The sequence below is a fragment of the Paenibacillus eucommiae genome (genome assembly GCF_017874215.1).
In the GTDB taxonomy this organism is placed as follows: domain Bacteria; phylum Bacillota; class Bacilli; order Paenibacillales; family NBRC-103111; genus Paenibacillus_AI; species Paenibacillus_AI eucommiae.
Genome location: NZ_JAGGLB010000004.1, coordinates 181,978 through 207,779, shown reverse-complemented (window position 1 = coordinate 207,779; position 25,802 = coordinate 181,978). Strand labels below are relative to the sequence as shown.

Below are 25,802 nucleotides of genomic sequence, written 5' to 3'. Positions count from 1 at the left end.
TGTTTTCATTCCGAATAGATCAGTTAAGCAGTCAGGAGGGAATGGCTTTCCTCCCGGCTGCTGCTAGCAATACGAGCAATATTGGCAGGGACAGGAGGCGTCTGAATGAGAAGTCGATTATTTTGGAATAAGTTTTACACTCAACGTTATTTATTCCTGATGCTGGCACCGGCATTTATATTAGTTTTAATATTTTCCTATTTACCATTGGCAGGCTGGATGATCGCATTCCGTGACTACCAAGTTGGACAAAGCTTATGGAAAGCGGATTGGATAGGATTGATGCATTTTAAACGCTTTTTTCTCGAAAGCAATGATTATATTTATTTAATTCGAAATACCTTAGTCATGAATATCATGAGTCTAACCCTCTGTTTGTTCTCAGGGTGTTGCTTTGCCATTTTGATTAATGAGATTCGCAGCAGATTTTTTATGAGAATTATTCAAACCATTACGTTTTTCCCTTTTTTCATATCGTGGGTCATCATTTATTCTATTGTTAATTCCTTGTTCGGTGTAACTACGGGAGTTGTGAATGAACTGCTGCTCAGCTGGGGTTTCATACAGGAAGGCATTAATTTACTTGGAGACAAAGCTTACTCATGGACCTTGATTGTAGTTATGGATGTCTGGAAGTCGTTAGGGTACAACAGTATTTTGTTTATTGCGGCAATAGCCGGGATTCCGCCGGAATTATATGAAGCCGCCGAAATAGATGGGGCAAAGCGGATAGCCAAGATTTGGTATGTGACTGTACCGCATCTGGTTCCTACATTAATTGTGCTGCTTATTCTCAATAGCGGTTGGATCATAAATTCAAATATCGAACAGTTCTTTCTATTTACCAATGGTAGTAATTGGGAAAAAATGGAAGTTCTCGATATGTATATATACAAATTTGGCATGAAACTATTGGACTTTCCGTACTCGACAGCTGTAAGTATTATTAAAACCTTTGTGAGCTTGGTCATTCTCCTGTCGGTTAACCAAATCTCCAAGAGGGCAACAGGGAGCAGCATATTTTAAGGGGGAGTGGGGCTGATTATGCAACGGTATAAACGCACATTTGGAGATTGGGCTTTTGATGCGATTAACAATATATTAATGATCATCATCTTGTGTGCTATGATCTACCCGTTTCTTTATATATTCAATTACTCCATCAGCAATATTGCTTATGTAAGCGGGAACCCGCTTTTGTGGCCTAGAGGCGTTAACTTTGAAGCTTACAAGGTAGCATTCGGTGACCCGGACATCTTGAGAGGGCTTGTGATCTCAATTGCCCGTACAGTATTAGGTCCTGCATTGATGATAGCAGTCACGACCACGGCTGGTTACGTCATCTCCAGGCAAGATTTAATGTGGGGCAAATTTATTCGCAAATATTTTGTGTTTACGATGTATTTCTCAGGCGGTATTATTCCCGGATATGTCTTGATTAAGGAATTGCATTTGACTGGAACGTTTCTCGTTTATATTATTCCATCCGCAGCAGCTGTGTTTAATATGATTCTAATTAAAACATTTATGGAGGCTTTGCCTAGAGAATTGGAAGAATCAGCGGTTATAGATGGGGCCAATGATTTCCAGCTTTTCGTGAAAATTATGTTTCCGCTCAGCTTACCCGTTATTGCTGCGGTAACCTTATTTGCCAGTGTAAGCCAGTGGAATGCTTTCTTCGATACACAGCTGTTTAATTCGATGAATCCGGAATTATTTCCTTTGCAGTATGTGCTGTACAACGCATTGCAGTCGGTCTCGTCCTCCAGTTTGCCGGATATCCAGACAGATGCCGCGATGGCGATGATCACACCTCAGACACTGAAGATGGCAATGACTATGATTACGATTATACCCATTCTATTCGTCTATCCACTCTTGCAAAAGTATTTCATAAAAGGCTTACTGATTGGATCTATTAAGGGTTAACAATGGCAAATAGAGGCTCAATAGAGGAGGAAAGAAGTTGGAATCCCAAAGAAAAGTAAGGCTTGGAATTATCGGAACGGGTCGAAGAGGAGCATATTTGGCAAGCCTTTACCATTCGTATCCGAAATGTGAGGTTACCGCCCTGTGCGATAGGTTTGAACACGTTGCGGAAGAGGTTGCCGGGCAGCTTGGGATCCCGGGTGTTGCTCGCTTTACTTCATTCGAGCTGTTAATTGACTCCGGACTGGTTGATGCCGTACTGATTGCGGCACCGCCAACATTACAAGTGGATATCGCTTGTTATGCCATGGAGCAGGGCATTCATGTCACTACCGAGGTACCGGCAGCTTATACGATTGAACAATGTTGGAAGCTGGTACGTACGGTTGAGAAGACAGGGGTCAAGTATCAATTATGCGAGCAGCTTCGGTATGCTTCATTCGTACAGGAATGGGAAAGAATGGCGCGAGCAGGAGAGTTCGGGAAAATATTGCTCGCTGAAGGTGAATATTATCATTATGAGGAGAATTGGCGTCGATACACAGATCTGCGAACCGGCAAAATGTATTCGCAGCCTGATCAAGCGGGAGTCGATGCCCAGATTGAAAGCACATGGCGCGACATTACATTCAGTCATCCCATCTTCTATTTGCCTCATACACTTAGTCCATTATTAAAAATTATGAATGATCGAGTAACACACGTATCTTGCTTCGGTACGCGACCTCAAGGATACACCCATCCGAATTGGCCGGTGCGGGATATCGAGTTGGCACAGATGCGTACAAGTCAGGATTCAATTATCCGTGTGGGGGTAGGCTTCAGTACCCCGCATGGCCCTCGGAAAGATACAGCTTGTCATTGGTATCAGGTGAAAGGAACAGAACGGTCGGTGGAATGGAGCCGTTCCAAGACAGATCTTCCTAGATTGTGGAACAAGGGTGATGAGGATTGGACGGAGATGAGATGGAGCTTGCGACCGGAAGAGGCCAGCGAGTTCATTAAGACCAGCGGACATGGCGGTGTGGACGGTTGGCCAGTCGAAACCTTTGTACGTGCGATCCTTGAGGATTCTGCTGTGACGATGGATGTTTATGATGCGGTTGAAACAGCTGCCCCTGCAATCCTGGCTGCTGAATCGTCCGATGAAGGCGGAACTTTAAAGACTGTTCCAAACTTTCGGAAATGATTCCATCATTTCCGAGTTACGAATGATAAGCCAAGTTGCGTTATTAAGGAGTGTCGTTTAGAATGCTTGCGTATGTGATGGATAATCAGGTGAGGACGGAGTTAAATCAACAGAAACAAAATTGTTGGGAAGTTTACCTTGCTGAAATTTGTGAAATGTTAGGGGCGAGGGCTAATGTGCTGTCGCTGGATGATCTGGAGAAACCACGAGCATTAGCAGGAATACGAACCTTGATCATTGGCACACAGTCGGGGGCGAGGATTAGCGATAAGATTGCGTCACAGTTGGATTTATGGGTTCGAAATGGCGGGGTGCTTATCGGGTTTAATTTCCAGGGGTTGGATCATATTTTCGGGATCAAGTCATCAGGTCAAATTACGCAGAAGCCAGATCATTATGCGATTTCCGGATATTTCGAATTACGTGAGCACCCCATTACGCAAGACATTCACCCCATTCTATTTAGTGAACAAAAGCTGCTTATACTATCGGATATTCGTCTAACTCAGCTGGATACAGCTGTTGAGTTGGGGCGATTATATGATCCTGCGGGTGGAGAAATGTCCGAGTCTGCTGTAACCTGGCACTCTTATGGAAGCGGGTATGCCGGGTACTTTGCATTCGATTTGGCCAAGACAGTGTGGTTGCTTCACCAAGGCAGGCCGATCGAGCAAGGCAGTGGAAACGCAGCTTCCAAGACCTCGCTTATGTCAGTTGTAGGCAACAATTCGCGCAAGGTACCCTTTGCGGATATTCTTGCATATTTACTGCAAAATATGATGTCAGTATACCCTCAACCTTTCATTTATCAGATTCCTCCGAATCTCGATCAGATCCCGGATGCTTTGCTCTATTGGACGGGAGACGAATATTATGGCCCAGCACAATTATCGCTGCAAGCATCGGATTTCATGAAGGAAAAGGGGCTGCCTTATCATATCAATATAGCCAGCTATCATCCTGCGACCGGCAAGGGGCATCCCCTGTCACTCGAAGAGCTGAATCATATTCAGCGCAATGGGCATGAGGTTTCCCTTTGGTTCTATATGCGGGATGAAAAAGATGAATTCTCAATTACGGAGGAAAAAATCAAGACGCAATTGGATTTGTTTGAGCAAAGTTTCGGTTATCGTCCGATAAGCACCTTGATGCATGCAACGAACTGGCAAGGATGGACGGAGCCTGCCCGATGGTTGACTCAGCAAGGAAGCAAGGCTGATAATTCATTCTTTGGTGCGGGGCTGCCCGGAGATCATCCAGGGTTTAATAACCCCCATTTTACATTCGGATATGGAACCTCCTTCCCGTATTATTTCTATGAGGATTATGAGCACGGAAACAAGAAGCTTGATTTCATTGAGCAGCCGATTATTTGTTATGAGCTAGGTCATCGAGGCAGTATTGCCCAGAGCCCTCAGGATAAAACAACAGCTGCTCCGGAAGATGTTCATCTGCCGATCAATATGGCTGTCAAATACCACATGACAATGAATTTTTTCTATCATCCTGTCTATATTGTGAAATTTCCGCATTGCCGTAAAGCAATAGAAGAAATCGTCCGGTATATCGATTATATGCAGGCCTCCATTATGCATATGGGGAATGATCAGTTGTGCCAATGGTGGAACGTACGAACAGCCTCCAGCGTCCATGTGGAATTGGAGGAGGAAGGTGAGAATACGTCGATCGGAGAGGATCAGAAACCCGCATCTGATATTCGATTGACGACAGATTGCCAGAACGAGTCGGGGATGATCATCAAAATCGCAATACCAGAGCTGGAAGTTTCCAATGTGTTATGCAGTGACCAAGAAACCACCTTTCGCATCAAATGGGAGTTTGGCCGAAATTGGCTTTATTTTATTGTTCCTCATGGCCTGCATCAAATCGTCATCCTTACATCAGAACTGGATTACCAGAAGGCGGAGTGAATCGTTTATGAGAATGGCAAAGTTAGCGATATTAGTAAAGCTGCGTTATCTCATGGCAAATCCCTGGGTGTATCGAAGATTGGGGAGAGTTGTTCCTAAAGCGGGTTTGATTAATCCGAAGGATGTATTATCTGCATCTACCAGTGACCAGTGACCAGCGACCAGAATGTAGCTCCTGGTTACGCTGGTATATGCAGTCTTTATTCCAGCAGAGGAATGCCTACTTGAACAGCAATTTCCCCTTCGATATAACCGGAGTTACCTATAATAAAGATCTGCGGGATTCGTAAGGTTGCACAATATTATGAAAGGAAGCCCGAGTAATCTCGAACGGGATGTGCAATGAAGGAATTCGTGGAGGTGAATAGCACGATGTCAGAAACCCATGCATGGCATCCCCCTGAATCGATTAAAGTGGATTGGACACTCGAACATCCTCGAGTTTTTTACTCTAAGGATTGTATAGCGCAGACTCGATTGGACATCGATTCAAATAGACAAGACTGGAAGAAACTCAGCGCCAAGCGATTGATTGACGAAGCGGATGCTTTGCAATGGATGGCCATGGATGATGAGGATCTTCGCAGCCTTGTACCGAAACCCCATTCGTATTACATGTATGGGGTGACAGACCCGGTTGGACCGGACGGCACTCGGATTCATCCGATCGGTTGGGAAGCGCCGGGATTGGTCAGATCCGAGGGGGGGCAAATCTATCCGAATGCCCAATATCCGGATGATGGCACAGGCTGGGAAGATGGTCATGGGAATTGTTATTATTTTGTCGCTCGCTGGAATGGCTTTGTTGTGGATGCACTGAGCCAAGCTTTGGAGCCGCTTGCATACGCCTATGCTCTAAGCGGTGATGCTCGTTACGCTCACAAAGCGGCCGTTATTCTGGATTCCCTTGCTACAATATATCCGTTGGCTATAGAAGGTCCTTTGGATTACCCAGGCAGTAAAAGGGGGGTGGAAGGGGGCCGATTGGAGCGGCCCTTCTATCAAGTGGCTCGAACCTTGATCTGGTATGTGAATGCAATAGATTTGATATGGGAGTGCAATGTACTTGATGAACGTTCACCTACAAATCCGTCTATGACCTTAAAGCATAACATCATATACAATTTATTGCTCAATGGCGCCGACTATTGCGAGAGAGAAGCGCAACTGCCCGGCTATGTGGACCAGTTGCACAACGGTACTGCAGATTACAACCTGGGATTGTTGGCTGTAGGTTCACTTCTCGGAATAGAACGTTATGCGGCAAGGACAGTTGAAGGATTAACCTCACTTGAGCATATGATCGCAAACAATATTGACCGGGATGGCAATTATTTTGAAACCTCTGCTTTGTATAGTCGTTGGACCCGGGGGCTATATGTGAACTTAGCCGAACTGCTGTTTCTGATGAGAACACCGAAATGGCCTGAAGGGGTTAATCTATACGATCATCCGCGTTTCGCCCGCTTTTATATTGAAATAAGCGACAAAAATTGCATAGCTGGCCGAATTCCCTCCTATGGTGACAGCCTTACTGACGAGAAGCAGGACGTTTCTGTCAGCTTGGATCCGGTGGAGCTGGAATGGATTCAGCACTTTATAGTGCGTACACGGGATGGTAGCAAACGGAAGGAATGGACACAACTTCTATATGACAAAATGGTAGAAGTCGCAGCAAGCCCGCAGCTGGATCATACTGCATGGACCTTATTTAATTGGAGGGAGCCATTCCTGGAACAGTCTGCACACTCCCCCTCCCGTCATATCCATTCTGAACTGCTTGGGGGGAAAGGGCTGGCCATTCTACGTTCTGACAATAACAAGCGCGGCGCTGTTATGCGTTTCGGGGCAACACTAAATCACGGCCAACTGGATGAGCTCGGTATTCATATCTATGACGATGGACGGGAGCTTTCCTTTGATCCGGGCTACAATATGGCGCATTATCGAGGTGGATGGCAGTTTCAGACGGTCTCTCACTTAACGGTAGCCGTGAATGAATCCAGTCAGTTATCTGTTGATTCTGCAGGCGGCAGTCTTCATTTCTATGCGGCATCTCCCATACTGAGTGTCGTGGATGCCTCGGATGCTTCAGCGTACAGCAAGGAAGGAGTGAAGGAATACCGTCGATTGATAGCATGGATAGAGGGAGCCGATTGTGATCCCTACATGGTGGATCTGTTTCGTGTGAATGGGGGACAAACGAGGGATTATTCCTTTCATGCCAGAGGTAAGTCATTCGATACGGAGGGGCTGCAATTGTCAGAGCCAGCACCGGGCTCGGTCCTAAGCCAATTGCATGAATGGGGAAATCATATTTTGGGTGATGGTAGAGTCAGTGATTTTACAAATCAGTCCTTCGAGTTTGTCGCCCCGGGTGCGGGATATGGATTTCTGAGCACGCCATGCTCGGCTGAACCTGAAGGGGTATGGAGTGCTAGGTGGTCCAGTCCTGGGAGTTTGAAGCTGACCATGCTGCCTGCTGAGCGGAGGAAAGTAATCGTTGCGGAGGGCCCAAGCGTAATGGGTGTGAAATATGTTCTGGCCAGAGATACAGGATCAACGTCGAGTCCATTCGTTGCAGTTATCGAAACAGGAGAAAATCGACAATTCGCACAGGTTATTCCTCTGAAGCGGGATGACATGGAGAGCGTTGATTCAGAATCTGCAGCTTTTGCAGTGATGTCAAAGCATTCATTAAATGGAATTTCTAGCGATTACTTGTTGAGTACGCTGACAGGAGAAGTTATTACCGCTTTCGGCCTGCAAGAGGGAAGCCAAATCTCATCTGATGCTGAATTTGCCTTTATGCGACTGGACCCGATTGGGAGAATGCAGGTTGCACATATGGTTAAAGGCAAGCTGTTGAAATATAAACGATTTGAATTGCGGACAACTTATGCTGAACTTACAGGCCGGGTAGTTGCTGTTGATGAGAAGCGAGCCCAATTAAAGGTAGAAGGAGGCCCATGGATCTCGGAAGCAGTAATCAACGAATGTTATGGTTTGATCGATCACGAGGACTACTCTCATCATTCATCCTATCGAATTGAGAAGGCCAGCTTGGAGGGTGAGTACATGATGATTGATTTAGATCCAGGGGATATCACACTTGCCTGCGGCAAAATCATTGCAGAACCCTTTGAGAACATACTGCCTAATGGGGTAAATCTTCCGTATTCCCGAAATGTGCTCCGACAGGGCCCTAATCAATATTTCACCGGTAAGAGAGTGATGAACCAAGAAGGAGTCTCGGCAGTTATTACTGCCGTCAGGGATAATTACGCAGCATTGGAAGTAGATCGAATAAGTGGATTTGAATGCGGTGATGCCCTAACCATCTTCGATGTGAAGGCGGGCGATCAATTCAGGATTCCAGTATCAGTTCATCTGTACGAGAATGCTTACGGTGAATATGAACTAAGCTCACCTATTGCTGTGATTGTGTCACCCGAGGGGGATGAGATCGTAGAGGTTCGGGGACAGAAGGGTTGGCGGATGGCAGATCGGGAGCTAATCGATGGCACATACCAGTATCGAGTGGAACCGCATGAAAGTGGAAAATCCATCATTCGAATGATTAATGAAACGATGGCAGAGGGAAGGGAATGATAGACTGGGAAACTATTGAAAGATGTATTTGCAAAGTATGGTGTTCTATAAGCAGGTGAGAACAGTGATATCAAATAATAATGGAGATGATAGTTGTGGTATTCGATTGTCATACACATTTGGCTGAACCGCATCACCTTTCAGGCTCGTTTCTGGCAGATGCCCAAAAGGCTTGGGGTGCCGGATTTGTATTAAAAAGCACGCCGGACGATCACCGTCAGGCGATGAAACAATGTTCGGGAGCGGTTGTTTTAGCGTTGGATGCCCCTTATATCGGGTTTAACGTGCCTAATGAATTTGTAGCCCAATACGTTGCGGAGGACAGGACGCGCTTGTTCGGCTTTGCCAGTGTGGATCCGAACCGTCCCGGTTCCGACCGTCTATTGGAAGCAGCAATCAAAGGGCTTCAGCTCAAAGGATTGAAGCTGGCGCCGATTTATCAGAATTTTCACCCTCTTGATCGTATGTGCTATCCGCTATATGCGAAAGCCCAGGAATTGAAGTTGCCCATTATGTGGCATCAGGGTACTTCGTTCGTAAGGGAAGGGCCATTAGAGAAATCCAGACCTGCCGATCTGGACCCGGTGGCCCGTTCCTTTCCGGATCTGAAGATGATTATTGCCCATATGGGACATCCATGGGTTGGAGAAGCGATCAGCACAGTACGCAAGCATCCGAACTTGTACACCGATATTTCGGCGTTGGGCACCCGCCCTTGGCAGATGTACAATGCCCTGGTGGAAGCCGTCGAGTATGGGATCGAAGACAAGCTGTTGTTCGGATCGGATTTTCCGTTTTTCGACGCTCGGCAAACGGCCGATTCCTTACGCAATCTGAATCGACTCGTAGAAGGGACGAATCTGCCAAGAATATCGGACCAAGTGATCGACAAGATCCTGCATAAGAACACACCTGAGCTTCTCGGACTTGTGTGAGGAATGCGGCCATAATTAGAGTTATCCGAAAGTGGGTTTTAGAATGAAAATTGTCTCTGTTGAAGCCATTCCAGTTAATCTCCCCTTTCACGAACCGGTGAGCGATGCATGGGGGGTGTATGCATCCTCCAACCATGGCATTGTGGTCATACGCGGCGACTCGGGAGAATATGGTGTAGGTGAAATTGCCTTGGCCTGGTTCGGCGGGGCGCACGCCTTGTGCAAGGAAGTCAATGACCTATGGGCGGAGAAGCTGGTGGGCATGCGCGTGTCGGATCTCTCGCTGGTCACTTCACTGCTAGACTCGTTCTGCAGTTTTTCCAAACGCCATTTGCTGGCTAAAGCCGGTGTCGAAATGGCTTTATGGGACCTGTTGGGGAAATCGCTGGGCGTTCCGGTCTATGAGCTGCTGGGCGGTAAAGTGCGTGGGCAAATCGCTTTAACCGGCGGGATCTCTATGGGCACGGTCGAACATATGACCGCATCTGCGGTCGGGAAGGTGTCCGAAGGATTTCAGGAGTTGAAGTTGAAGATCGGATTGGATGAGGACAAAGATTGGGCTGCCCTTCACAGCATCAGAAGAGCGATACCGGATTCAGTTCGTATCCGGGTAGATGTCAACATGGCCTGGCAGGATGTGAAGAAAGCCAAGCGGATTATCGATCGAATGACGACGCTTGGCGTCAGCATCGTCGAGCAGCCTTTGCACAGCGAACGGCTCTCCGATCTGGCTTGGCTTAGAACGAACATAGATGCGATACTATTGATCGACGAAGGCATTTGGGATGTTAGGGACGCGAGGAAGCATCTTGAAATGCAGGCAGCGGATATGCTGCATGTTTATATCTCAGAAGCAGGCGGGATAGCCGCTTCCAAAAAAATATTTGAGCTGGCTTCCTTGTATGAGATGGATTGTACGATTGGTTCAATGCCTGAAGGCAAAATAGGCGCTGCTGCGTCTGCGCATGTCGGGGCTGCGATGCTGAATCTGTCCTCACATGCGTCTGACATCAGGGGATTTACGGTATATCGGGAGGATGTTGTTAACGAGGAGTTGGTCATTTCGGCTGGAAGCTTGATTGTACCGGATCGACCCGGGCTTGGGGTCACAATCGATTTCGCTCAATTAGCTCGGATGAGGGTAGATCAATAGAAGGCATATAGGATTAGGGACTAATTTGACAGAAGAAGGTGCAGAGACGATGATCCTTCAAAATCTGACTTGGCAGGAAATTGCGAAAGTAGATTGGAGCCGAACGATTGTGTTGATTCCTGTCGGTGCGACGGAACAGCATGGGCCCCATCTCCCCGTCGATACGGACACCTTCATTGTCAATCGATTGGCTGAAGAAGTGGAGAAGGCGAATCCGCTGCGGATGATGCTCACACCTGCAATGTGGCTGGGCCATTCTCCCCACCATCTTTCCTTTGGTGGAACGTTATCGGCGTATCATCAAGTATACATTGCCATGATCCGGTCGATTTGCAATTCCTATATCGGTAATGGAGCGCGAAATCTGTGGATTCTGAATGGCCATGGCGGGAATCGTGCGCCGTTGTCCATCGTGCTTCAAGAGCTTAAGAACGAGCATTGCTATGCCAATGTGTATTCAACGGACTACTGGCATATGGCGCAGGAAGAGATTGGAGCCATTCGGGAATCGGGATTCGGGGGGCTAGGTCATGCCTGTGAGTTGGAAACTTCGCTTTACTTCTATTTGAATGAATCCCGCGTCCGTGCTTCGTTGATTCAGGACGATGGACAACAGCCGGAAGGAACGATGGTTCATCTCGATATGTTGAGTGGAAACACGATATCCCGCTTTTTTAATTTCGAGGAATTGACGGAGTCCGGTGTATTCGGGAAGCCGTCTCTCGCAAGTAAAGCGAAGGGTGAGCTTTTTTTTCGAGCGATTACAGCCAGACTCGTACAATTCTCTGAAGCTCTGTTGAACAATAAGGGGGAAGCTAACAATGCGTAACCAACAGATGAATGGTTCTCGGGTTCATCCCACTTTCGGTAATTATTCAATTGCCGTGCTTAAAGGAAATATGCTTTTCATGTCGGGATTTGGCCCGTTTGATATTCACCAACAGCTGGTGGGCGATAATATCGTTGATCAGACTCATCAAACGATGCAGAATATTCGTAATTTTCTGGAAGATAACGATTTTAAAATGGCTGACCTAGTTCGATGTACGGTATTTTTAAGTGATATCGGCCATTGGAAGCCATTTAATGAGGTTTACGGGCAGTATTTCGAAGGGACATTCCCGGCTAGAACTGTTGTGGGCTGTCAACTGAATCAGTTTCTGGTTGAGATTGAATGTACAGCTGTAAAGGAATGAGGTAGACAAGAGCGTATGAATGATAATCATGCTGCGATTCAGGTGGGTGTTATTGGCTGCGGCGACATTGCAGAGCAACGGCATATTCCGACAATTCATGCTTTTTCGGGCGTTGATTTGGTCGCCCTATGCGATTCGGATATCGATAGGGCTGAACGGTTGGCGAAAGCGTATCAGGTGCCGCATGTATTGTCGGACTACAAACAGATGCTTCAGCGTACAGAGCTTGATGCTATTGTGGTCGCTACACCTCCTTGGCATACGCCGTACATTGCGATGGATTGCCTTCGAGCAGGAAAGCACGTGCTCTGTGAAAAACCGATGGCGATGGATGTAGCGACGGCTATGCAGGTCAAGGAGACAGAATTGGAAACCGGATATCGGGTACAGGTCGGTTTCACCTATCGGCACGGACTGCTGCTCGAGACTTTAAGAAGCTGGATTCGTGAGGGCAGGCTGGGTTCGCCGCTCGTTTACCGTTTGGGCATTTTTGATGAAGTATGGGATCCAGCCGGCAATCCCGAACATTATGAACGTATTTATCGCACGATGCAGCGTGGATCTCCATCCATTCATGACGGCGCACACGTAGCGGATTTCTTGAGTTTCCTGTCGGAATCTCCTGTTCAGCGAGTTGAGTCATTCGGATTGAAGACGAGGCATGAATTCCCTTCGAGCAATTATGATACGTCCATCATCGAGTTTGAGAATGGGGATATGGCCAAAGTGGAGATCGGCTGGTTCCTACCCAAGTTTCCCAAGGGAGAATTTGAAGTGATAGGGCCTAAGGGAATCGCGATCTTCGACCGCTTCGAACAATATGTGCAGCTTAGGACCGACGCCATAACTGAAACCGTTACGTTGGAAGAAGATTGGGCGATGTCCTGCTTCAGGGAGCAATTCAACAAGTTTATTGCCAGCATCCGTCTGGGGCAGCCCTTTGTTCCCGGTTCGGATGAGGGGATTTCCAGTTTGCGTCTGACCAAGGTAATTGAAACGTCTATACATTTAAATATTCACAAGGGGAAGGAATAATCGACAAATGGAATTAGCGATCAATGGGGGAAGTCCGGTACGAACGAGGGAATTCGCACGTTGGCCAGTCTTCGATGAGCTGGAGCAACAAATCGTGTTGCGCGCGCTTCAATCGGGAAAATGGGGAGGCGTGGGTAAAACTTGGACAGGGGAGGAGCCCTTTATACCGCAGTTCGAACGCGAGTTTGCTCAGCTGCAGGATGCGAAGTATGGGGTAAGCTGTGTCAATGGTACCGTGGCTCTCACAGCCGCGCTCCAAGCGGCGGGAGTACAGTACGGAGACGAGGTCATCATTCCGCCTTACACGTTTGTTGCGACGGCGACGGCTGTGCTTGCCTTCGGCGCGATTCCCGTATTTGCGGATATTGAATCAGATACGCTTCTGATCGATCCTGACCAGGTAGAGCTTTCGATTACGCCGAAAACGAAAGCAATCATTGCGGTGCATATAGCCGGAGCTCCGGCCAACCTGACACAATTGTTGGAAATCAGCAGAAAGCACGGTCTTGTCTTGATTGAAGATGCGGCGCAAGCAGTTGGCGCCAAGTGGGAAGGTGTAGGCGTAGGCGCTATTGGAGACTTGGGTACGTTCAGCTTCCAGTCGAGCAAAAATTTGAATGCAGGCGAAGGCGGCATTGTAATTACGAACAACCATTCATTATGGGTCAACACTTGGTCAATCTGCAATGTGGGGCGCGTCCCGGAGGGGGCATGGTACCAGCATGAGGTATTGGGCCAAAATTACCGCATGACGGACTTGCAGGCGGCCATTCTGCTCGCGCAGATGACGCGGCTTGAAGCACAGATGCAACAGCGCGAAGCCAGTGTGCTGGAGCTTGACCGATTGCTGGGCGGAATCGAAGGCATCAGACTGTTAACGCGCGATCCACGGATCACGCGACACGCTAATCATTTGTATATGTTCAAGTTAGCTCCCGATCTAGCCAAAAAGATAGATAAAGAGCAATTTATTCGCAGTGTGGTGGCAGAGGGAATTCCGGTATCCTACGGCTATGTTCCATTAAATCGTACCAATACCGTACTGAAAGCAACGAAACAATGGTTGGGCGAGGAACGGGTCTACGAATGTCCTGTCTGTGAACAGTTATGCGCAGAGGAAGTGCTCTGGCTCAGTCACAATGTACTGCTGTCAGAGAAACAGGCGATGGTTGATATTGCAGAGTCGCTCGATAAGGTCATCCGTTATTATGGCAGCTAACCGACCTATGAAAGCTGCTGTTCTTGGCTGTGGCACGATGGGGAGGCTGCATGCGGAATGCATCGCGAAAATGAACCATGTCGAACTGGCCGGTTTTTTTGCGCGACCGTCGAAGATGGCGGTTGAAGACGCAGGGATAGTTCACGTGGCGTATCGTGGCGGACAGACCGCGGTTCTTGACACCAGTTGGTCAAGAGGAGGAGCCTTTCCGGCTGGGGACGATTTAACGATCGAAATTATCGGAAATAACGGCATGATCAGCATTGATGTCTTCGCGTAAAAGAACAAGCTGATCCGCAACAAAAGCTCGCGAATGAAATGGAGCTATTGGGGAGATCACGTGGTCGAAGGGATAATAGTTGAATTTGTCCAGACATTAAGGTCCGGCAGGGCATCACCCATGTCCGGTGAGGACGGTATGAAAGCCGCAGCTGTTGCGATTGCGGCTTATGAGTCCTCGAAACAAAAAATGCCTATAGTTGGAGTGAATGAGCTAATATGCTGCTGCTCGGAACGGCCAAAGTGAATATTACACCTAGTCACCCTGTCCCGCTTGCGGGATTTGAGTTGAGACAGGGTCAGGGAGCCCACACGGGGGTTTCTCATTCTTTATTTGCCAGAATTTTCTGTTTTCAACACATGGAGAGCGAACAAGAGGCGACATCGGCTGTTGTGATCAGCGCGGACCTGCTGTGGTGGGGCAACCAGATGATTGATCGACTGCATCAAAAGATTCGCGAGCATTGGCCTGCGGACACCATTATTTTGCATGCTACCCACACGCATTCAGGTCCGCAAACCTCGGATAGCTTCTCCTTATTCTTAGGAAAGCATGATCCTGTTTATCTTGAGGAACTGGAATCCCGAATATTGGAAGGCATTGATGCGGCAATTACTCAGATGGAGCCGGTGCTTATAGAGCGCGGATCGGGAGAATGCGGGATTGCGATGAATCGGCGTCGATATGAGGTCAACCAAATTCATACCTATCCTGAAGGTCCGGTTGATCGAGAGTTGAGCGTGATTCGATACACGGGCTTACATGGCCGAGTCAAGGGGATCTTGGTCCATTATGCGTGTCACCCGGTCATTACTGCGGCGAATATGGTTTCCTCTGAATTCACCGGTGTAGCCATGGAGAAGCTGGAGCAATCGATTGGGGATGGTGCAGTATGCGTCTATTTGCAAGGAACTTGCGGAGATATTAATCCTTACGTGGGCGGGGGGGGCGGTGATGAAACGCAAGTCGTCAAGTTTGGCCTACAACTGGCGCATGACATCCGTAGAGTATTGGCTGCTCCCATGCGTAGTGTATCCCCCGTCAGCCTTGGGTCCGAACGAGTAATCATCGAGCTTTCGATGCAAGCGCCGCCGGATCGCGAGGATCTGGAAACCTTGCAGGAGGAGCCGGATGTGATTGGCGAATGGAGTCGGAAGCTGCTTGATCCGCTGAGTGAGGTGAAGGCGAGCATCCCTTTTGAAGTGACGACATTAACGTTGGCGAAAGGCATTAGATTGTATGCGATGAATGCTGAAGTCGTTGTTGAATACGGCCTGTATCTCAAGTCGATTTCTGGACATCAGGCTCTTCCGCTAGGCTACAGCAATGGAATGATTGGCTATATTCCAACAGCCAGACAATTGGCCGAAGGCGGATACGAACCGATCGGCTCAACTTATTACTTTGGCTTGCCGGCTCCATTCGATCCTTCAATCGAACAGATGCTTCGAGAGGAATTTCAACAACTTGAAAACCGGTGGAACAATCCGGTCAAAGAGCAGGGGGGGATCACTTAACCAGTGATTACAGGCTGGCCGCATCATCTAACAAGTATGAGGAGCCTCTGTCGGGAGGCTTCTTTGTACTGTTGAATCTATCATTGGCTTACACCGAGTTTTTGACTATCTCATAGGCATGAGGGATCGTTAAAAGCTATTGTCTTGCTGTATATTTTTTGATATATTACATAGTATATTTGAATTGTGAATAAAAGAATGAGGTGAACTGGAATGAAGTATGAGATTACATCAAGCAAAGCAATAGGCGTTTGGGATGAAGCTCTGCCCCTTGGAAATGGATTATCCGGTTGTTTGCTGTGGGGGAATGGGAGTCCGCTCCGGTTTAGTTTAGACAGAGGAGATCTGTGGGATTTACGAGCAGCTCCCGAAGTTGAGAAGATTGATTATACATATAAAGAATTAATTCGTCTTGTTCATGAAAAGAACGTGGAAGCGATGAACTTGAGATTCGATGATTTTTACAATCGTCCTACGCCTACCAAGATTCCCTGCGGCCGCATTGAATTAAATTTTGGGAAGCAAGCAGACAGGGTTCTAAACCGTTTAAATCTGTTAAGTGCAACTGCTGAGGTTAATCTTAGCTTCGGGAGTAGTTCGGCTACAGTTAGCACTTATTTACATGCTATGGATGGAATTGGCCGGATTCGTGTGAATGGGAGTTATTCAATGCCCGAAATTGCTATTGTTTCTCCGGATTTTCGAGGGATTGAGAAAACATCGCTTAATGATAATAAATGGGAACCTGATTTATCTTCACTTGGATACCCCCCGGGTGTAATGGGGCAAGACGATTCTGTTTATTGGTATGTTCAAAAGACCTGTACAGAATTAGAATACGGTATAGTCGTTGCGGTTAAACAAACTCAATCAGAGATGGAAGCCGCGTATATAATTTCTAGTAATAAGGATGATATAAACTGGCTTGAAGTGGCGAAGCAAAAGGTTAAGGCTGCCGTCGAGAAAGGCTATGAAAGCTCCATGCAGGACCATTTGGCCTGGTGGCAGCAGTATTGGCATAAAAGTGAAATCAACTTACCGGATAAAATCTTCGAAAAAAACTGGTACATAACCAACTATTTATTTGGTTCTTGTTCTCGTAAGGGGGCTCCACCGATGCCGTTACAAGGAGTATGGACTGCTGATGAAGGGAAATTGCCGCCTTGGAAAGGGGATTACCACCATGATTTGAATACACAAATGAGCTATTGGCATTATATGACTGCTAACCATCTTGAGGAGGGGGAAAGCTTCATAGATTTTTTATGGGATCGTATTCCTGCGGCCAGGAAATTCGCGAAAGAATTTTTCGACGCTCCTGGTATTTGTCTGCCATCTGTGATGGCATTTGATGGAACATCCTTGGGTGGTTGGCCCATGTATGCAACTAATTTGGTAAATCAGCTATGGCTGTGTCAAGCGTTCGATCACTATTGGAAAACTACAGGGGATGTGCAATTTTTAAAAGAGAAGGCCTATATTTATTTTAAAGAGAGCGCTTACTGTGTGATGCGTTGGTTAAAACCAGGTGATGACGGCAAGCTGATTTTGCCCTTATCGAGTTCACCAGAGATACATAATAATACGTTAAGATCATGGCTAACTCCAAACAGCAACAATGACTTGGCTTTATTAACATATACATTTAAAACACTAGCCGAAATGGCTGAGAAGCTTGGCTATGAGGATGAAGTCAGGCAGTGGAGAGATGTCCTGGATCGCTTACCGGACTTTGCAGTAAATGAGCAGCATATTTTAATGCTAAGTCCAGATGAATCCTTAGAGGAAAGTCATCGGCATTTATCACATTTAATGGCTTTCTATCCGTTACACCTGATCGATTATGATAGCACCGAGCTATCCAAAAAGATTATAGACGCAACAGTGGGGGATTTGGAAAAGCTCGGGAAAGGTCTCTGGCTTGGTTTTACATATGGCTGGATGGCATCCATCTATGCGAAGCAGAGAAATGGAGAAGCTTCCTATTATCATCTAAAGCTGTTCTGGGAAAATCTTTGTTCCCCTAATGGTTTTCATTTGAATGAGGACTTCAAACGTAGAGGCTTGTCTTATGGTCACAGACGTGCTTTCACGTTAGAGTCCAACATGGCTGCGGCCAATGCGCTGCAGGAGATGCTGATGCAAAATCATAGCGGTGTTATCGATGTATTTCCAGCAATACCTGACGATTGGCGTGAACAAGAGGTGTCTTTTCGGGATTTTCGCGGTGGGATGGGTGCTTTGGTATCGGCTTCTATGGTTCAAGGGGAACTGGCCCAGATCAAGCTGTATGCAGAACAAGATGGTGAGTTTTATTTGAAAAATAATTTTAAAGTTCAAACATTACATGTGTGTAAAGATCAACAAATACAAGGTATTGACTGCACTGTAGGTCAAGTATTCATGGTGAAGATGCAACGCGGGGAGACTGTAAGCATAAGCGGTTGATTATATAATGAAAAGCTCCTATAACCCTTTAAAAAATGAATGAAATTTCGATATGCATGATTGGATGTCTCAATATGACATTGTGTATCACTCTCCACCTAACGATCCAACACAAGGAATGGCGACCGGTAATGGGGATTTTGGTGCATTATTGTGAGGGTGTCTTATTGACATTCAAATGTAATTTCAATATACTGTCTGTAATCAAATATGCAGCATACGAAGAAAGAGCGCAGTAGCAGCTTTGTCCCTGTCCCAGAAAGCCGAGGGTGATGCAACTCGGTACATACAAGGCTAGTGAATTACACTCTGGAGTATCCCGGGTAATGCCGGGCGGAATGGCAAACGATAGCTTGCCGATAAGTGGTACCGGGCATGGCGTCTTCTAGGACGTGCAGGCCGGTACAATTTGGGTGGTAACACGGTTATTCAATCGTCCCTTTGTCTCTGTTCGAGACCTGGGGGCGATTTTTTGTTTTGGCTCAGCCAATAGAGACTTGATAACTAAGAGAGAAGAAGGAGTGTTAACCTTGAATATTATTGACGAGCTGGAGTGGCGCGATGCCATCAACCAACAAACCGATGCGGATGGACTGCGCGAGCTGACGAATAAAAAAGCCATTTCTTTGTATTGCGGAGTTGACCCTACAGGAGACAGCATGCATATCGGGCATTTGATCCCATTTATTATGCTGAAGCGATTCCAGCTGGCGGGTCATCGTCCTGTTATTCTTATTGGGGGTGCGACTGGAACGATTGGCGATCCAAGCGGACGTCAAACAGAGCGCTCCTTGCAAACACTGGAGCAAATTCAGGATAATGTGGTTTCTTTGACGAACCAAATGCTGAAGCTGTTCGTAACGGAAGGCGATAATCAGATCCGCATGGTAAACAACTATGATTGGACGCACAAAATCAATGTGATCGAGTTTTTACGCGATTACGGAAAGAACTTCAGCATCAACTCCATGCTGGCCAAAGACGTTGTATCAAGCCGCTTGGACAGTGGTATTTCCTTCACGGAGTTCTCGTATCAGATTTTACAGTCGCTGGATTACCTGCATCTGTATCAGAATGAGGATGTCCAACTGCAAATTGGCGGATCTGATCAGTGGGGCAATATTACTAGCGGACTTGATCTTATTCGCAAAAAAGAAGGATCAGAAGCGCAAGCCTTTGGTCTGACGATTCCTCTTATGTTGAAGGCTGATGGCACGAAGTTCGGCAAGACGGCAGGTGGTGCGGTCTGGCTTGATCCAGCGAAGACTACTCCTTATGAGTTTTATCAATTCTGGGCAAATACAGATGACCGTGATGTTGTGAAATATTTGAAATATTTCACATTCCTGACGAAAGAGCAAATTGATGCTCTTGCCGAGAAGGTGCAGGCAGAACCGCATAAGCGCGAGGCGCAAATTACGCTAGCGGAAGAGATGACCAGATTCGTCCATGGCGAAGATATGCTGCAGCAGGCCAAACGGATTACGGCGGCTTTATTTAGCGGCGATATTAAGTCGCTGTCTGTTGAAGAAATTGAGCAGGGCTTTAAAGAAATGCCGACTTACGAAGCGGCTATCGAGGATAAAAATATTGTGGATTGGCTGGTTGAGGTAGGCATCGAGCCTTCCAAGCGCCAGTCCCGTGAGGATGTATCCAAAGGCGCCATATCGATGAATGGCGAGCGGATTGCAGATTTGGACTTTATCGTATCCGCAAGCCATGCCATCGGAGGGAAATTTATTATTATCCGTAAAGGGAAGAAAAATTACAGCCTGGTCAAGCTGTCTTAGAGGCAGTAGGATGGCACTTAGCGATGTTTTTCATTGTTAAAGTAAGTGTTTCCTGGTCAATCTGCCACGTTAATGATGATTTTCATCGTTAAAAGAGGCCGTATGCCCTTTTTCTGGGTGGATAAGCGGGATTTAACGATGTTTTTCATTGTAAAGTAAGGATGTGGAGATGAACTGGTGCTTTTAGCGATGAAAAACATCGTTAAAGCAGCAGACCCTTCTCAGATCTTCATCCACAGCGCCAGCTCCCGCTAGAAAGTCTCCTCAGTTAGGGAGATAATGAACTGATCTCCCTTCGCGCATCGTCTCCGTAAATGAGAGCAATTCCAGTGGAAGCGTGCAGGGCCCTTATATCAACGCGCCGATGTGGAGATCATCTGGAGGGTTCATCTCCTCTTCACTGGGTGAACCATTTCCATCGGTATTGCTGAAGGAAGCCGTTATCTACGATACGAGTCCGTGATTCTCGTATCATTGAATAAATGATTGATTGATAGCAGAACCCCGCGGCCGAGCCTGGTCGTGGGGTTTTTTGCCTGTTTCAGGCTTGTCTCCTTGCCTTATTCCCAGCTTGTCGAAGATATCATTTGACAGCATTGGACGATATCGTATGATGGCGGAAGCATGCCCTTCACTTCTGGAGCACACCCATTCATCTCCCGACGAGAAACCACTTGTTCCTGTTAACATCATTTCTTTTTTACATCTTTTCCATTCTAGCCCTATAAACAAACGTATGTTCGTTTTCGGGGTATGATAAACTGCCCCGCGGCAGGAAAGCGCAAGTTTATATATCGAATATTTCGACTACTCTCAAAGGATCAAAGTAAACATAATGCTGATCATCCGCAAGGACGAACAGTCCGTATTTTTCAGTGTACCTATCAATCGCTGCTTGTAAAAAATCCTCTGTCACATTTAGATGTTCGGCAATTTCGTGCCTGCCTTTTGCCTTGGCATGGTGGGCTTGTACAATGGCTGAAAGTGGGAGAAGCATGCTGTATCCCCATTGCCTGGCCCGCAATTCTTGTTTGCGGTTTGTTAACTTGGACTGGTCCAGTATATCCCCTTCACTGGTATGGTAGTGGCCGAGTTCTTCAGCAAGAATACAGGCTTTTTCTATACCTGACAATGTGTCATTAATCCATATTACGCCATCCATATACAAACCTTTGTTCCTGGTTTGCATAGGCTTTTCATAGACCTGGATGGCAAGCTTGTCTGCTTCATCGAGCAGCTCTTCGTAGGATGCCATATCATTTCCCCTTCCGCTTGGACCTTACAAACTCTTTAAACCGTTCTATCTCCTCCAATTCTTCCTCTGTCCATTCTTCGCTCTCGTGGTGCGCGGCGATTGTTTGAGGTTCAATAAATCCGTTTTTTAGTATCTTGTCAGCTCTAATAAAAGCTTGCAGTACAGAATTCTTTAGATCAATGCTGTCTAATTCTACAAGCAGATGCCTCAATTCTGACTCCGCATAGGCAAACTCGATGTTTTCTGCATGTAATATCGGTGACAATTCGAGTTCAAGTGAATGGATGGCTTCCGGTTTAAGCATACCACCAATCGTCATGCTGTCTATATATCTGTCCAATTCCTTATTTAATTCCTCGTTATTATCAATAACCGCAGCGACCTCGCGAGTAAGCCCAGATGATGTGCCTTCGAAATACCCAGCCTTGTCCATGAGTTCTCCGTACGTATAAGGCCTCAGGTGCGGGGCCAGCAGCTTCAGTGTTTCTGGTAAGGGTTTCTGAATACCTGCTTCGATCCGCGACAGTGTAGTCTGCGAAACGCCGGATATCTCAGCAAGTTTCTTCTGGGTTTTGTAGCCATATCGTACTCTTGTGTATTTTAGAAAATCACCAAAGCCTTGATTATTGCCTGACAAAATAACCACCTCACAAATAGAATCATTTCAAGTATACACCAGTAATTGCGCCTGCGCAATTACTTATTTTTCCTATATTGCGAAGGCGCATATTTTTGTGTATAGTTTGATTATTCGGTGGCGCATAATTAATATTCGTCGGCGAATCAAATCTGGAGGAGGTGATCACTTGAGAAAAGTAATTCGTCTAAAAGTAAGAAATCTTACAAAAGCACAAATCGACAGGGATATCCCCACAGACGCCGCGTTAGCCGAAGTTATTGGCGTGTCTCCATCACAAGTTTGGAGAGTGAAGCTCCCCTGCAGTGATGCGAGACATAACTCACCAGGCGTGCAATTTATTGCAGGCGTATTGGGCGCTTTTGAGGGATTATTTGAAGATTATTTTTACTTGGAGGATGTATGACGGCAGCTAAACCAGTAAGCGTGAATGCAAGATTACGAGATCACGAGTCCTTGGAAAAAGCAAAATCAGCTGCCTGGCGGGGCAACTGATCGGGTGTTCAAAAAATTTTCTTTTTGGCATTATACCATGAATCTTCAAGCGCGTGAAGAAGGAGGGATATATTTTGCAAGCTAATCATTTTCGGAAAGAAGCTATGGATCCGGCGGTACTTGAGACACTTTCCAGATATGGCTTGATTAAGCTAATTGGTTCGCAGCAGCAGCTAATACACCAATTAAAAGAGGAGAACCAAGTATTGACTAAAGGAACAGTTAAAGATTAGGGATCTGCTGGACTTACAATAAATTCAAACAAAATGAGGTGAAAACAGGATGACTACTTGGGTTGAGCGGCTTGTTCAAGAATATGGGGCTGAGAAAAGCCTATTGGAAGAATACAGAAAAAAATTAGATCAATCCGAACCGGACGAAAAAGATGAATCATCGATTGTGGGCGGCATGATATCTGACATGAGCTATACGATCGAATGGCTGAAAAAAGGGAGAAGGCCCGGCAGCCGGAGAGGCGCTGAAAGCAGAGATGCTTATCGCAAGTCAGCACTTATGGACATGGACCTGTTCCCATCGTTAGACTTACACACTCCGGAAACTGTATTAAGTAATGAACAAAAGAAAATGATCGTAGATGCTCTTCTGGAGCTTTCAACACGCGAAAGGCAGTGCTACATCCTCCATATGGCCAACGGATGGAGCCTTGCTGAGGTGGCAGCAGAGCTGCAAATCACCAAGCGGAGTGCGCAGCAATATGTGGATCGGGCCAAAGAGAAAATAAAATCCAAAAACTTTTGACGTACGACTGACGTACATTTTGGCCTATATAGTAAGAGGACTTAATTGAGAGCCAGCCTTTGGGTGGACGAATCCTCTTGGGAGGTGAAACCAATGCAGAAGCAGCCGGATCAGGCATGAGTCAATTTGGCGATTTTAAGTTCAAGGAAATGCACCAGCTGGAGCAGCAGTTGAAAAGGATGCAGGCGGATGTGCCGCTTTTTTTCGAACAATGCTTGATGGAGCTGGCTTCCCGATTGCTTGCCAAGGCTGTTGCCCGCACTCCTGCAGAAGCGGAGGAGCTAAGGCGGGGATGGAAGATAGGAAACATTCGGCGCAGCGGCAATGAATATCAGGTTGAGGTACTCAATTCTGTCGCAGGGGAAGATGGCGCGTTGATATTAACCTTAACGACAGCAGAGCTTGAAGGAGAAATAGCCGGAATCATCCAGCGAAAAATGATGCGGTTTCTGGAGCGTTATTTAGGGAGGTAGGATCAGCTTGCAAATGAACGATGTGAAAAACGGCATGATCCAGCGGCTGGATGAGATTGAGCCAAGTATACCGGTATATGAGGAGAGTTCAGAACAGGGGTTTACAGGGCCTGCATTTTTCGTGAGTTTGCTCAGCAGTGAGCAGACCAGAGAAGCAGAGAGACGTTACCTGCGATCATTGCTCTTCGATGTTCAGTATTATCCAGCCGGCCCGGCAAAGAAGGCAGAATGCAGCAGCATGGCTGACCGGCTTTATGAAGGACTGGAGAATATCGAGGCAGGTACAGGCAGCGGAACCGGGTTATGCGAGGCGCTGACCATGAGACATGAAGTTGTTAACGATGTGCTTCATTTCTTCATCAGCTTCGGCATTCATTTGATCAAGGCGGGGCCGGACGAAACTAAAATGAACCAGATGGTACAGGAGGGACAAATTAAACATGTCTAATAAGGATAAAAAGGGAAATGGGAAGGCTGCTGCTCCAGCTTTTACAAAACAGCAGTTTAAAGATGCTCAGGAGTATGCGTCCCATAGGGATGTAATCAGTGCCTTACTTAAGGATGATGAGTCGTACACCCACGAGCAAGTCAATCAAATCGTAGACGATTTTAATGGAAAGGTGGTGCTGTAAATGGCCGGAGGTACATGGACAATGCAGAATAAGGTAAGACCGGGCGTATATATCAATATTGTGAGTGAGGGAGCGCCTTTGGGGGCAGCTGGAGAAAGAGGGATTACATCCCTTGCTCAGGCTCTGCCTTGGGGACCGTCCAAGCAAATGATCAAGATCAATGCCGGACAGGATGTTAAAGAGGTGCTGGGTTACGACCTGTCAACCTCACAACTGCTGCTTGTTAGAGAGGCACTGAAGCGTGCAAGGACAGTCTTGCTGTACCGTCTTAATACAGGAACGAAAGCAGCGGTAACAGCAAGTGGTCTGACAGTTACAGCGCAGTATGGCGGTGTACGCGGGAACAACCTCTCGGTTGTGATTCAGGCGAATATCGACGACGCGCTCAAATTTGATGTGAAAACACTGCTTGCCGGGGCCGTTGTGGACACCCAGACCGTATCCAATATTGCCGGGCTTACTGCTAACAAATGGGTTGTCTGGTCAGGTACGGGAAGCTTAACCGCTACAGCCAGCGCTCCTCTTATTGGCGGGGCAGACGGGACGGTTACCAACCAGGACCACACGGACTATCTTGCAGCTCTGGAGCTTAACGACTTTCAAACCGTGGCCTTGCCTTCGACAGATGCGCCTCTTAAAGCAGTTTATGCCGCTTTTGTGCGGAGGCTTCGGGAGAACGAGGGCCGCAAAGTGCAGGCTGTTCTCGAGAATTACCTCACAGCGGACTACGAAGGTGTAATTAGCGTGAAGAACGGCGTTAAGCTGGCAGACGGTACGGTACTAACCGCAGCTCAAGCCACTGCTTGGGTGGCAGCCGCAACGGCAGCAGCACAAATGAACGAATCGCTGACCTATCAGGCTTATGACGGGGCCGTTGATACAGGTACAAGATATACTAGCTCTCAGATCGAGACTGCACTGCTTGCTGGCGAGTTTGTTTTTGTACCCAGCCAGGACCGCGTAGTCATTGAGCAGGATATTAATACCTTGGTCACTTCCTCTCCAAGCCACAGCAAGGTATTCAGCAAGAACCGGGTCGTCCGGGTGCTGGATGGCATCGCGAATGACTTCAAGCGAATCTTCGAGTCCTTCTATATCGGCAAAGTAAATAACAATGCGGATGGCCGGACTTTATTCTGGGGGGAATGCGTCAAATATCTGAATACGCTCCAGGACATCAATGCCATTCAAAATTTCAATTCTCAAACGGATGTGACTGTATTGCCAGGCAATAGCGTGGATAGCATCTATGTGGAGGCCTATGTTCAGCCCGTGGATTCCATTGAAAAAATCTATATGAAAGTGACGGTGAGGTAA

At 46.9% G+C, this 25,802-nt stretch carries 25 protein-coding genes, 2 pseudogenes and 1 other annotated feature; of the genes and pseudogenes, 24 read left to right on the top strand and 3 right to left on the bottom strand.

The genetic code is table 11. The features are described from left to right. Nucleotides 1-105: 105 nt before the first annotated feature. The 17 genes from J2Z66_RS08815 to tyrS all read left to right on the top strand — a co-directional run bounded on the left by J2Z66_RS08815 (nt 106) and on the right by tyrS (nt 20,234). A complete protein-coding gene (locus J2Z66_RS08815; RefSeq protein WP_209971023.1) occupies nt 106-1,026 on the top strand; it encodes an ABC transporter permease in 921 nt (306 codons plus the stop codon). An 18-nt stretch (nt 1,027-1,044) separates the two neighbouring features. Continuing rightward, entirely contained in the window at nt 1,045-1,929 is an 885-nt protein-coding gene (locus J2Z66_RS08810) for a carbohydrate ABC transporter permease (protein ID WP_209971022.1), read from the top strand. A gap of 37 nt (nt 1,930-1,966) precedes the next feature. Then, a complete protein-coding gene (locus J2Z66_RS08805) occupies nt 1,967-3,118 on the top strand; it encodes a Gfo/Idh/MocA family protein (protein ID WP_209971021.1) in 1,152 nt (383 codons plus the stop codon). A gap of 62 nt (nt 3,119-3,180) precedes the next feature. Further along, entirely contained in the window at nt 3,181-5,049 is a 1,869-nt protein-coding gene (locus tag J2Z66_RS08800) for a polysaccharide deacetylase family protein (RefSeq protein WP_209971020.1), read from the top strand. A 7-nt stretch (nt 5,050-5,056) separates the two neighbouring features. After that, nucleotides 5,057-5,203: a hypothetical protein gene (locus J2Z66_RS08795; protein ID WP_209971019.1), complete on the top strand. Its 147-nt coding sequence runs from the start codon at nt 5,057-5,059 to the stop codon at nt 5,201-5,203. Nucleotides 5,204-5,421: 218 nt separating this feature from the next. Then, a complete protein-coding gene (locus tag J2Z66_RS08790) occupies nt 5,422-8,661 on the top strand; it encodes a heparinase II/III family protein (RefSeq protein ID WP_209971018.1) in 3,240 nt (1,079 codons plus the stop codon). Nucleotides 8,662-8,756: 95 nt separating this feature from the next. Beyond that, the gene (locus J2Z66_RS08785; protein ID WP_312894457.1) at nt 8,757-9,596 is read left to right on the top strand and encodes an amidohydrolase family protein; all 840 of its coding nucleotides are present in this window, start codon (nt 8,757-8,759) and stop codon (nt 9,594-9,596) included. 43 nt (nt 9,597-9,639) lie between these two features. Continuing rightward, entirely contained in the window at nt 9,640-10,749 is a 1,110-nt protein-coding gene (locus J2Z66_RS08780; RefSeq protein ID WP_209971017.1) for a mandelate racemase/muconate lactonizing enzyme family protein, read from the top strand. A 25-nt stretch (nt 10,750-10,774) separates the two neighbouring features. Then, nucleotides 10,775-11,578 carry a creatininase family protein gene (locus J2Z66_RS08775; protein WP_209971016.1) on the top strand — a complete coding sequence of 268 codons (804 nt, stop codon included), beginning with the start codon at nt 10,775-10,777 and terminating at the stop codon, nt 11,576-11,578. Next, nucleotides 11,571-11,945 carry a RidA family protein gene (locus tag J2Z66_RS08770; protein WP_209971015.1) on the top strand — a complete coding sequence of 125 codons (375 nt, stop codon included), beginning with the start codon at nt 11,571-11,573 and terminating at the stop codon, nt 11,943-11,945. The genes J2Z66_RS08775 and J2Z66_RS08770 overlap by 8 nt, the downstream gene beginning before the upstream one ends. A 15-nt stretch (nt 11,946-11,960) precedes the next feature. Further along, nucleotides 11,961-12,980, top strand: coding sequence for a Gfo/Idh/MocA family protein (locus J2Z66_RS08765; protein ID WP_209971014.1), 1,020 nt, complete (start codon nt 11,961-11,963; stop codon nt 12,978-12,980). Nucleotides 12,981-12,987: 7 nt separating this feature from the next. Continuing rightward, the gene (locus J2Z66_RS08760) at nt 12,988-14,199 is read left to right on the top strand and encodes a DegT/DnrJ/EryC1/StrS family aminotransferase (RefSeq protein ID WP_209971013.1); all 1,212 of its coding nucleotides are present in this window, start codon (nt 12,988-12,990) and stop codon (nt 14,197-14,199) included. After that, on the top strand, nt 14,156-14,479 hold the full coding sequence (locus J2Z66_RS08755) for a hypothetical protein (protein WP_209971012.1): 324 nt from the start codon (nt 14,156-14,158) through the stop codon (nt 14,477-14,479). The genes J2Z66_RS08760 and J2Z66_RS08755 overlap by 44 nt, the downstream gene beginning before the upstream one ends. A 33-nt stretch (nt 14,480-14,512) precedes the next feature. Beyond that, on the top strand, nt 14,513-14,725 hold the full coding sequence (locus J2Z66_RS44015) for a Gfo/Idh/MocA family oxidoreductase (RefSeq protein ID WP_376774370.1): 213 nt from the start codon (nt 14,513-14,515) through the stop codon (nt 14,723-14,725). Next, on the top strand, nt 14,698-15,996 hold the full coding sequence (locus J2Z66_RS08750) for a neutral/alkaline non-lysosomal ceramidase N-terminal domain-containing protein (protein ID WP_209971011.1): 1,299 nt from the start codon (nt 14,698-14,700) through the stop codon (nt 15,994-15,996). Before J2Z66_RS44015 ends, J2Z66_RS08750 begins: the two co-directional genes overlap by 28 nt. Before the next feature lie 213 nt (nt 15,997-16,209). Then, nucleotides 16,210-18,444 carry a glycosyl hydrolase family 95 catalytic domain-containing protein gene (locus J2Z66_RS08745; protein WP_209971010.1) on the top strand — a complete coding sequence of 745 codons (2,235 nt, stop codon included), beginning with the start codon at nt 16,210-16,212 and terminating at the stop codon, nt 18,442-18,444. 213 nt (nt 18,445-18,657) lie between these two features. Further along, nucleotides 18,658-18,888, top strand: a binding site (T-box leader). Nucleotides 18,889-18,974: 86 nt separating this feature from the next. After that, nucleotides 18,975-20,234: a tyrosine--tRNA ligase gene (gene tyrS, locus J2Z66_RS08740; RefSeq protein ID WP_209971009.1), complete on the top strand. Its 1,260-nt coding sequence runs from the start codon at nt 18,975-18,977 to the stop codon at nt 20,232-20,234. 787 nt (nt 20,235-21,021) lie between these two features. Here tyrS and J2Z66_RS08735 read toward each other — a convergent pair. From J2Z66_RS08735 to J2Z66_RS42510, 3 genes and pseudogenes are all read right to left on the bottom strand, one after another. Then, nucleotides 21,022-21,489, bottom strand: coding sequence for an ImmA/IrrE family metallo-endopeptidase (locus J2Z66_RS08735; protein WP_209971008.1), 468 nt, complete (start codon nt 21,487-21,489; stop codon nt 21,022-21,024). 1 nt (nt 21,490) lies between these two features. Continuing rightward, nucleotides 21,491-21,595: pseudogene (locus J2Z66_RS42515) on the bottom strand (helix-turn-helix domain-containing protein); the annotation flags it as partial. 372 nt (nt 21,596-21,967) lie between these two features. Further along, nucleotides 21,968-22,135: pseudogene (locus J2Z66_RS42510) on the bottom strand (helix-turn-helix domain-containing protein); the annotation flags it as partial. Between the two features lie 160 nt (nt 22,136-22,295). On the opposite strand from J2Z66_RS42510, the gene J2Z66_RS08725 reads away from it, so the two are divergent. The 7 genes from J2Z66_RS08725 (at nt 22,296) to J2Z66_RS08695 (ending at nt 25,802) form a co-directional block, all read left to right on the top strand. Beyond that, the gene (locus tag J2Z66_RS08725; RefSeq protein WP_209971006.1) at nt 22,296-22,532 is read left to right on the top strand and encodes a hypothetical protein; all 237 of its coding nucleotides are present in this window, start codon (nt 22,296-22,298) and stop codon (nt 22,530-22,532) included. A 163-nt stretch (nt 22,533-22,695) separates the two neighbouring features. Beyond that, entirely contained in the window at nt 22,696-22,854 is a 159-nt protein-coding gene (locus J2Z66_RS08720; RefSeq protein ID WP_209971005.1) for a hypothetical protein, read from the top strand. A gap of 49 nt (nt 22,855-22,903) precedes the next feature. Further along, complete coding sequence (locus J2Z66_RS08715) at nt 22,904-23,380, top strand: sigma-70 family RNA polymerase sigma factor (protein WP_209971004.1); 477 nt, start codon at nt 22,904-22,906, stop codon at nt 23,378-23,380. Between the two features lie 77 nt (nt 23,381-23,457). Continuing rightward, a complete protein-coding gene (locus J2Z66_RS08710; RefSeq protein WP_209971003.1) occupies nt 23,458-23,853 on the top strand; it encodes an HK97 gp10 family phage protein in 396 nt (131 codons plus the stop codon). A 13-nt stretch (nt 23,854-23,866) separates the two neighbouring features. Next, a complete protein-coding gene (locus tag J2Z66_RS08705; RefSeq protein WP_376774371.1) occupies nt 23,867-24,301 on the top strand; it encodes a phage tail terminator family protein in 435 nt (144 codons plus the stop codon). Continuing rightward, entirely contained in the window at nt 24,294-24,485 is a 192-nt protein-coding gene (locus J2Z66_RS08700) for a hypothetical protein (protein ID WP_209971001.1), read from the top strand. Before J2Z66_RS08705 ends, J2Z66_RS08700 begins: the two co-directional genes overlap by 8 nt. Next, entirely contained in the window at nt 24,486-25,802 is a 1,317-nt protein-coding gene (locus tag J2Z66_RS08695) for a phage tail sheath family protein (protein ID WP_209971000.1), read from the top strand.

Excerpts from the sequence above, each read along its gene's own strand:
- J2Z66_RS08815 (WP_209971023.1), top strand. The coding sequence starts at position 106 with ATGAGAAGTCGATTATTTTGGAATAAGTTTTACACTCAACGTTATTTA.
- J2Z66_RS08810 (WP_209971022.1), top strand. The coding sequence starts at position 1,045 with ATGCAACGGTATAAACGCACATTTGGAGATTGGGCTTTTGATGCGATT.
- J2Z66_RS08800 (WP_209971020.1), top strand. The coding sequence starts at position 3,181 with ATGCTTGCGTATGTGATGGATAATCAGGTGAGGACGGAGTTAAATCAA.
- J2Z66_RS08795 (WP_209971019.1), top strand. The coding sequence starts at position 5,057 with ATGAGAATGGCAAAGTTAGCGATATTAGTAAAGCTGCGTTATCTCATG.
- J2Z66_RS08790 (WP_209971018.1), top strand. The coding sequence starts at position 5,422 with ATGTCAGAAACCCATGCATGGCATCCCCCTGAATCGATTAAAGTGGAT.
- J2Z66_RS08780 (WP_209971017.1), top strand. The coding sequence starts at position 9,640 with ATGAAAATTGTCTCTGTTGAAGCCATTCCAGTTAATCTCCCCTTTCAC.
- J2Z66_RS08770 (WP_209971015.1), top strand. The coding sequence starts at position 11,571 with ATGCGTAACCAACAGATGAATGGTTCTCGGGTTCATCCCACTTTCGGT.
- J2Z66_RS08765 (WP_209971014.1), top strand. The coding sequence starts at position 11,961 with ATGAATGATAATCATGCTGCGATTCAGGTGGGTGTTATTGGCTGCGGC.
- J2Z66_RS08760 (WP_209971013.1), top strand. The coding sequence starts at position 12,988 with ATGGAATTAGCGATCAATGGGGGAAGTCCGGTACGAACGAGGGAATTC.
- J2Z66_RS44015 (WP_376774370.1), top strand. The coding sequence starts at position 14,513 with ATGAAATGGAGCTATTGGGGAGATCACGTGGTCGAAGGGATAATAGTT.
- J2Z66_RS08750 (WP_209971011.1), top strand. The coding sequence starts at position 14,698 with ATGCTGCTGCTCGGAACGGCCAAAGTGAATATTACACCTAGTCACCCT.
- J2Z66_RS08745 (WP_209971010.1), top strand. The coding sequence starts at position 16,210 with ATGAAGTATGAGATTACATCAAGCAAAGCAATAGGCGTTTGGGATGAA.
- J2Z66_RS08735 (WP_209971008.1), bottom strand. The coding sequence starts at position 21,489 with ATGGCATCCTACGAAGAGCTGCTCGATGAAGCAGACAAGCTTGCCATC.
- J2Z66_RS08715 (WP_209971004.1), top strand. The coding sequence starts at position 22,904 with ATGACTACTTGGGTTGAGCGGCTTGTTCAAGAATATGGGGCTGAGAAA.
- J2Z66_RS08705 (WP_376774371.1), top strand. The coding sequence starts at position 23,867 with ATGAACGATGTGAAAAACGGCATGATCCAGCGGCTGGATGAGATTGAG.
- J2Z66_RS08700 (WP_209971001.1), top strand. The coding sequence starts at position 24,294 with ATGTCTAATAAGGATAAAAAGGGAAATGGGAAGGCTGCTGCTCCAGCT.
- J2Z66_RS08695 (WP_209971000.1), top strand. The coding sequence starts at position 24,486 with ATGGCCGGAGGTACATGGACAATGCAGAATAAGGTAAGACCGGGCGTA.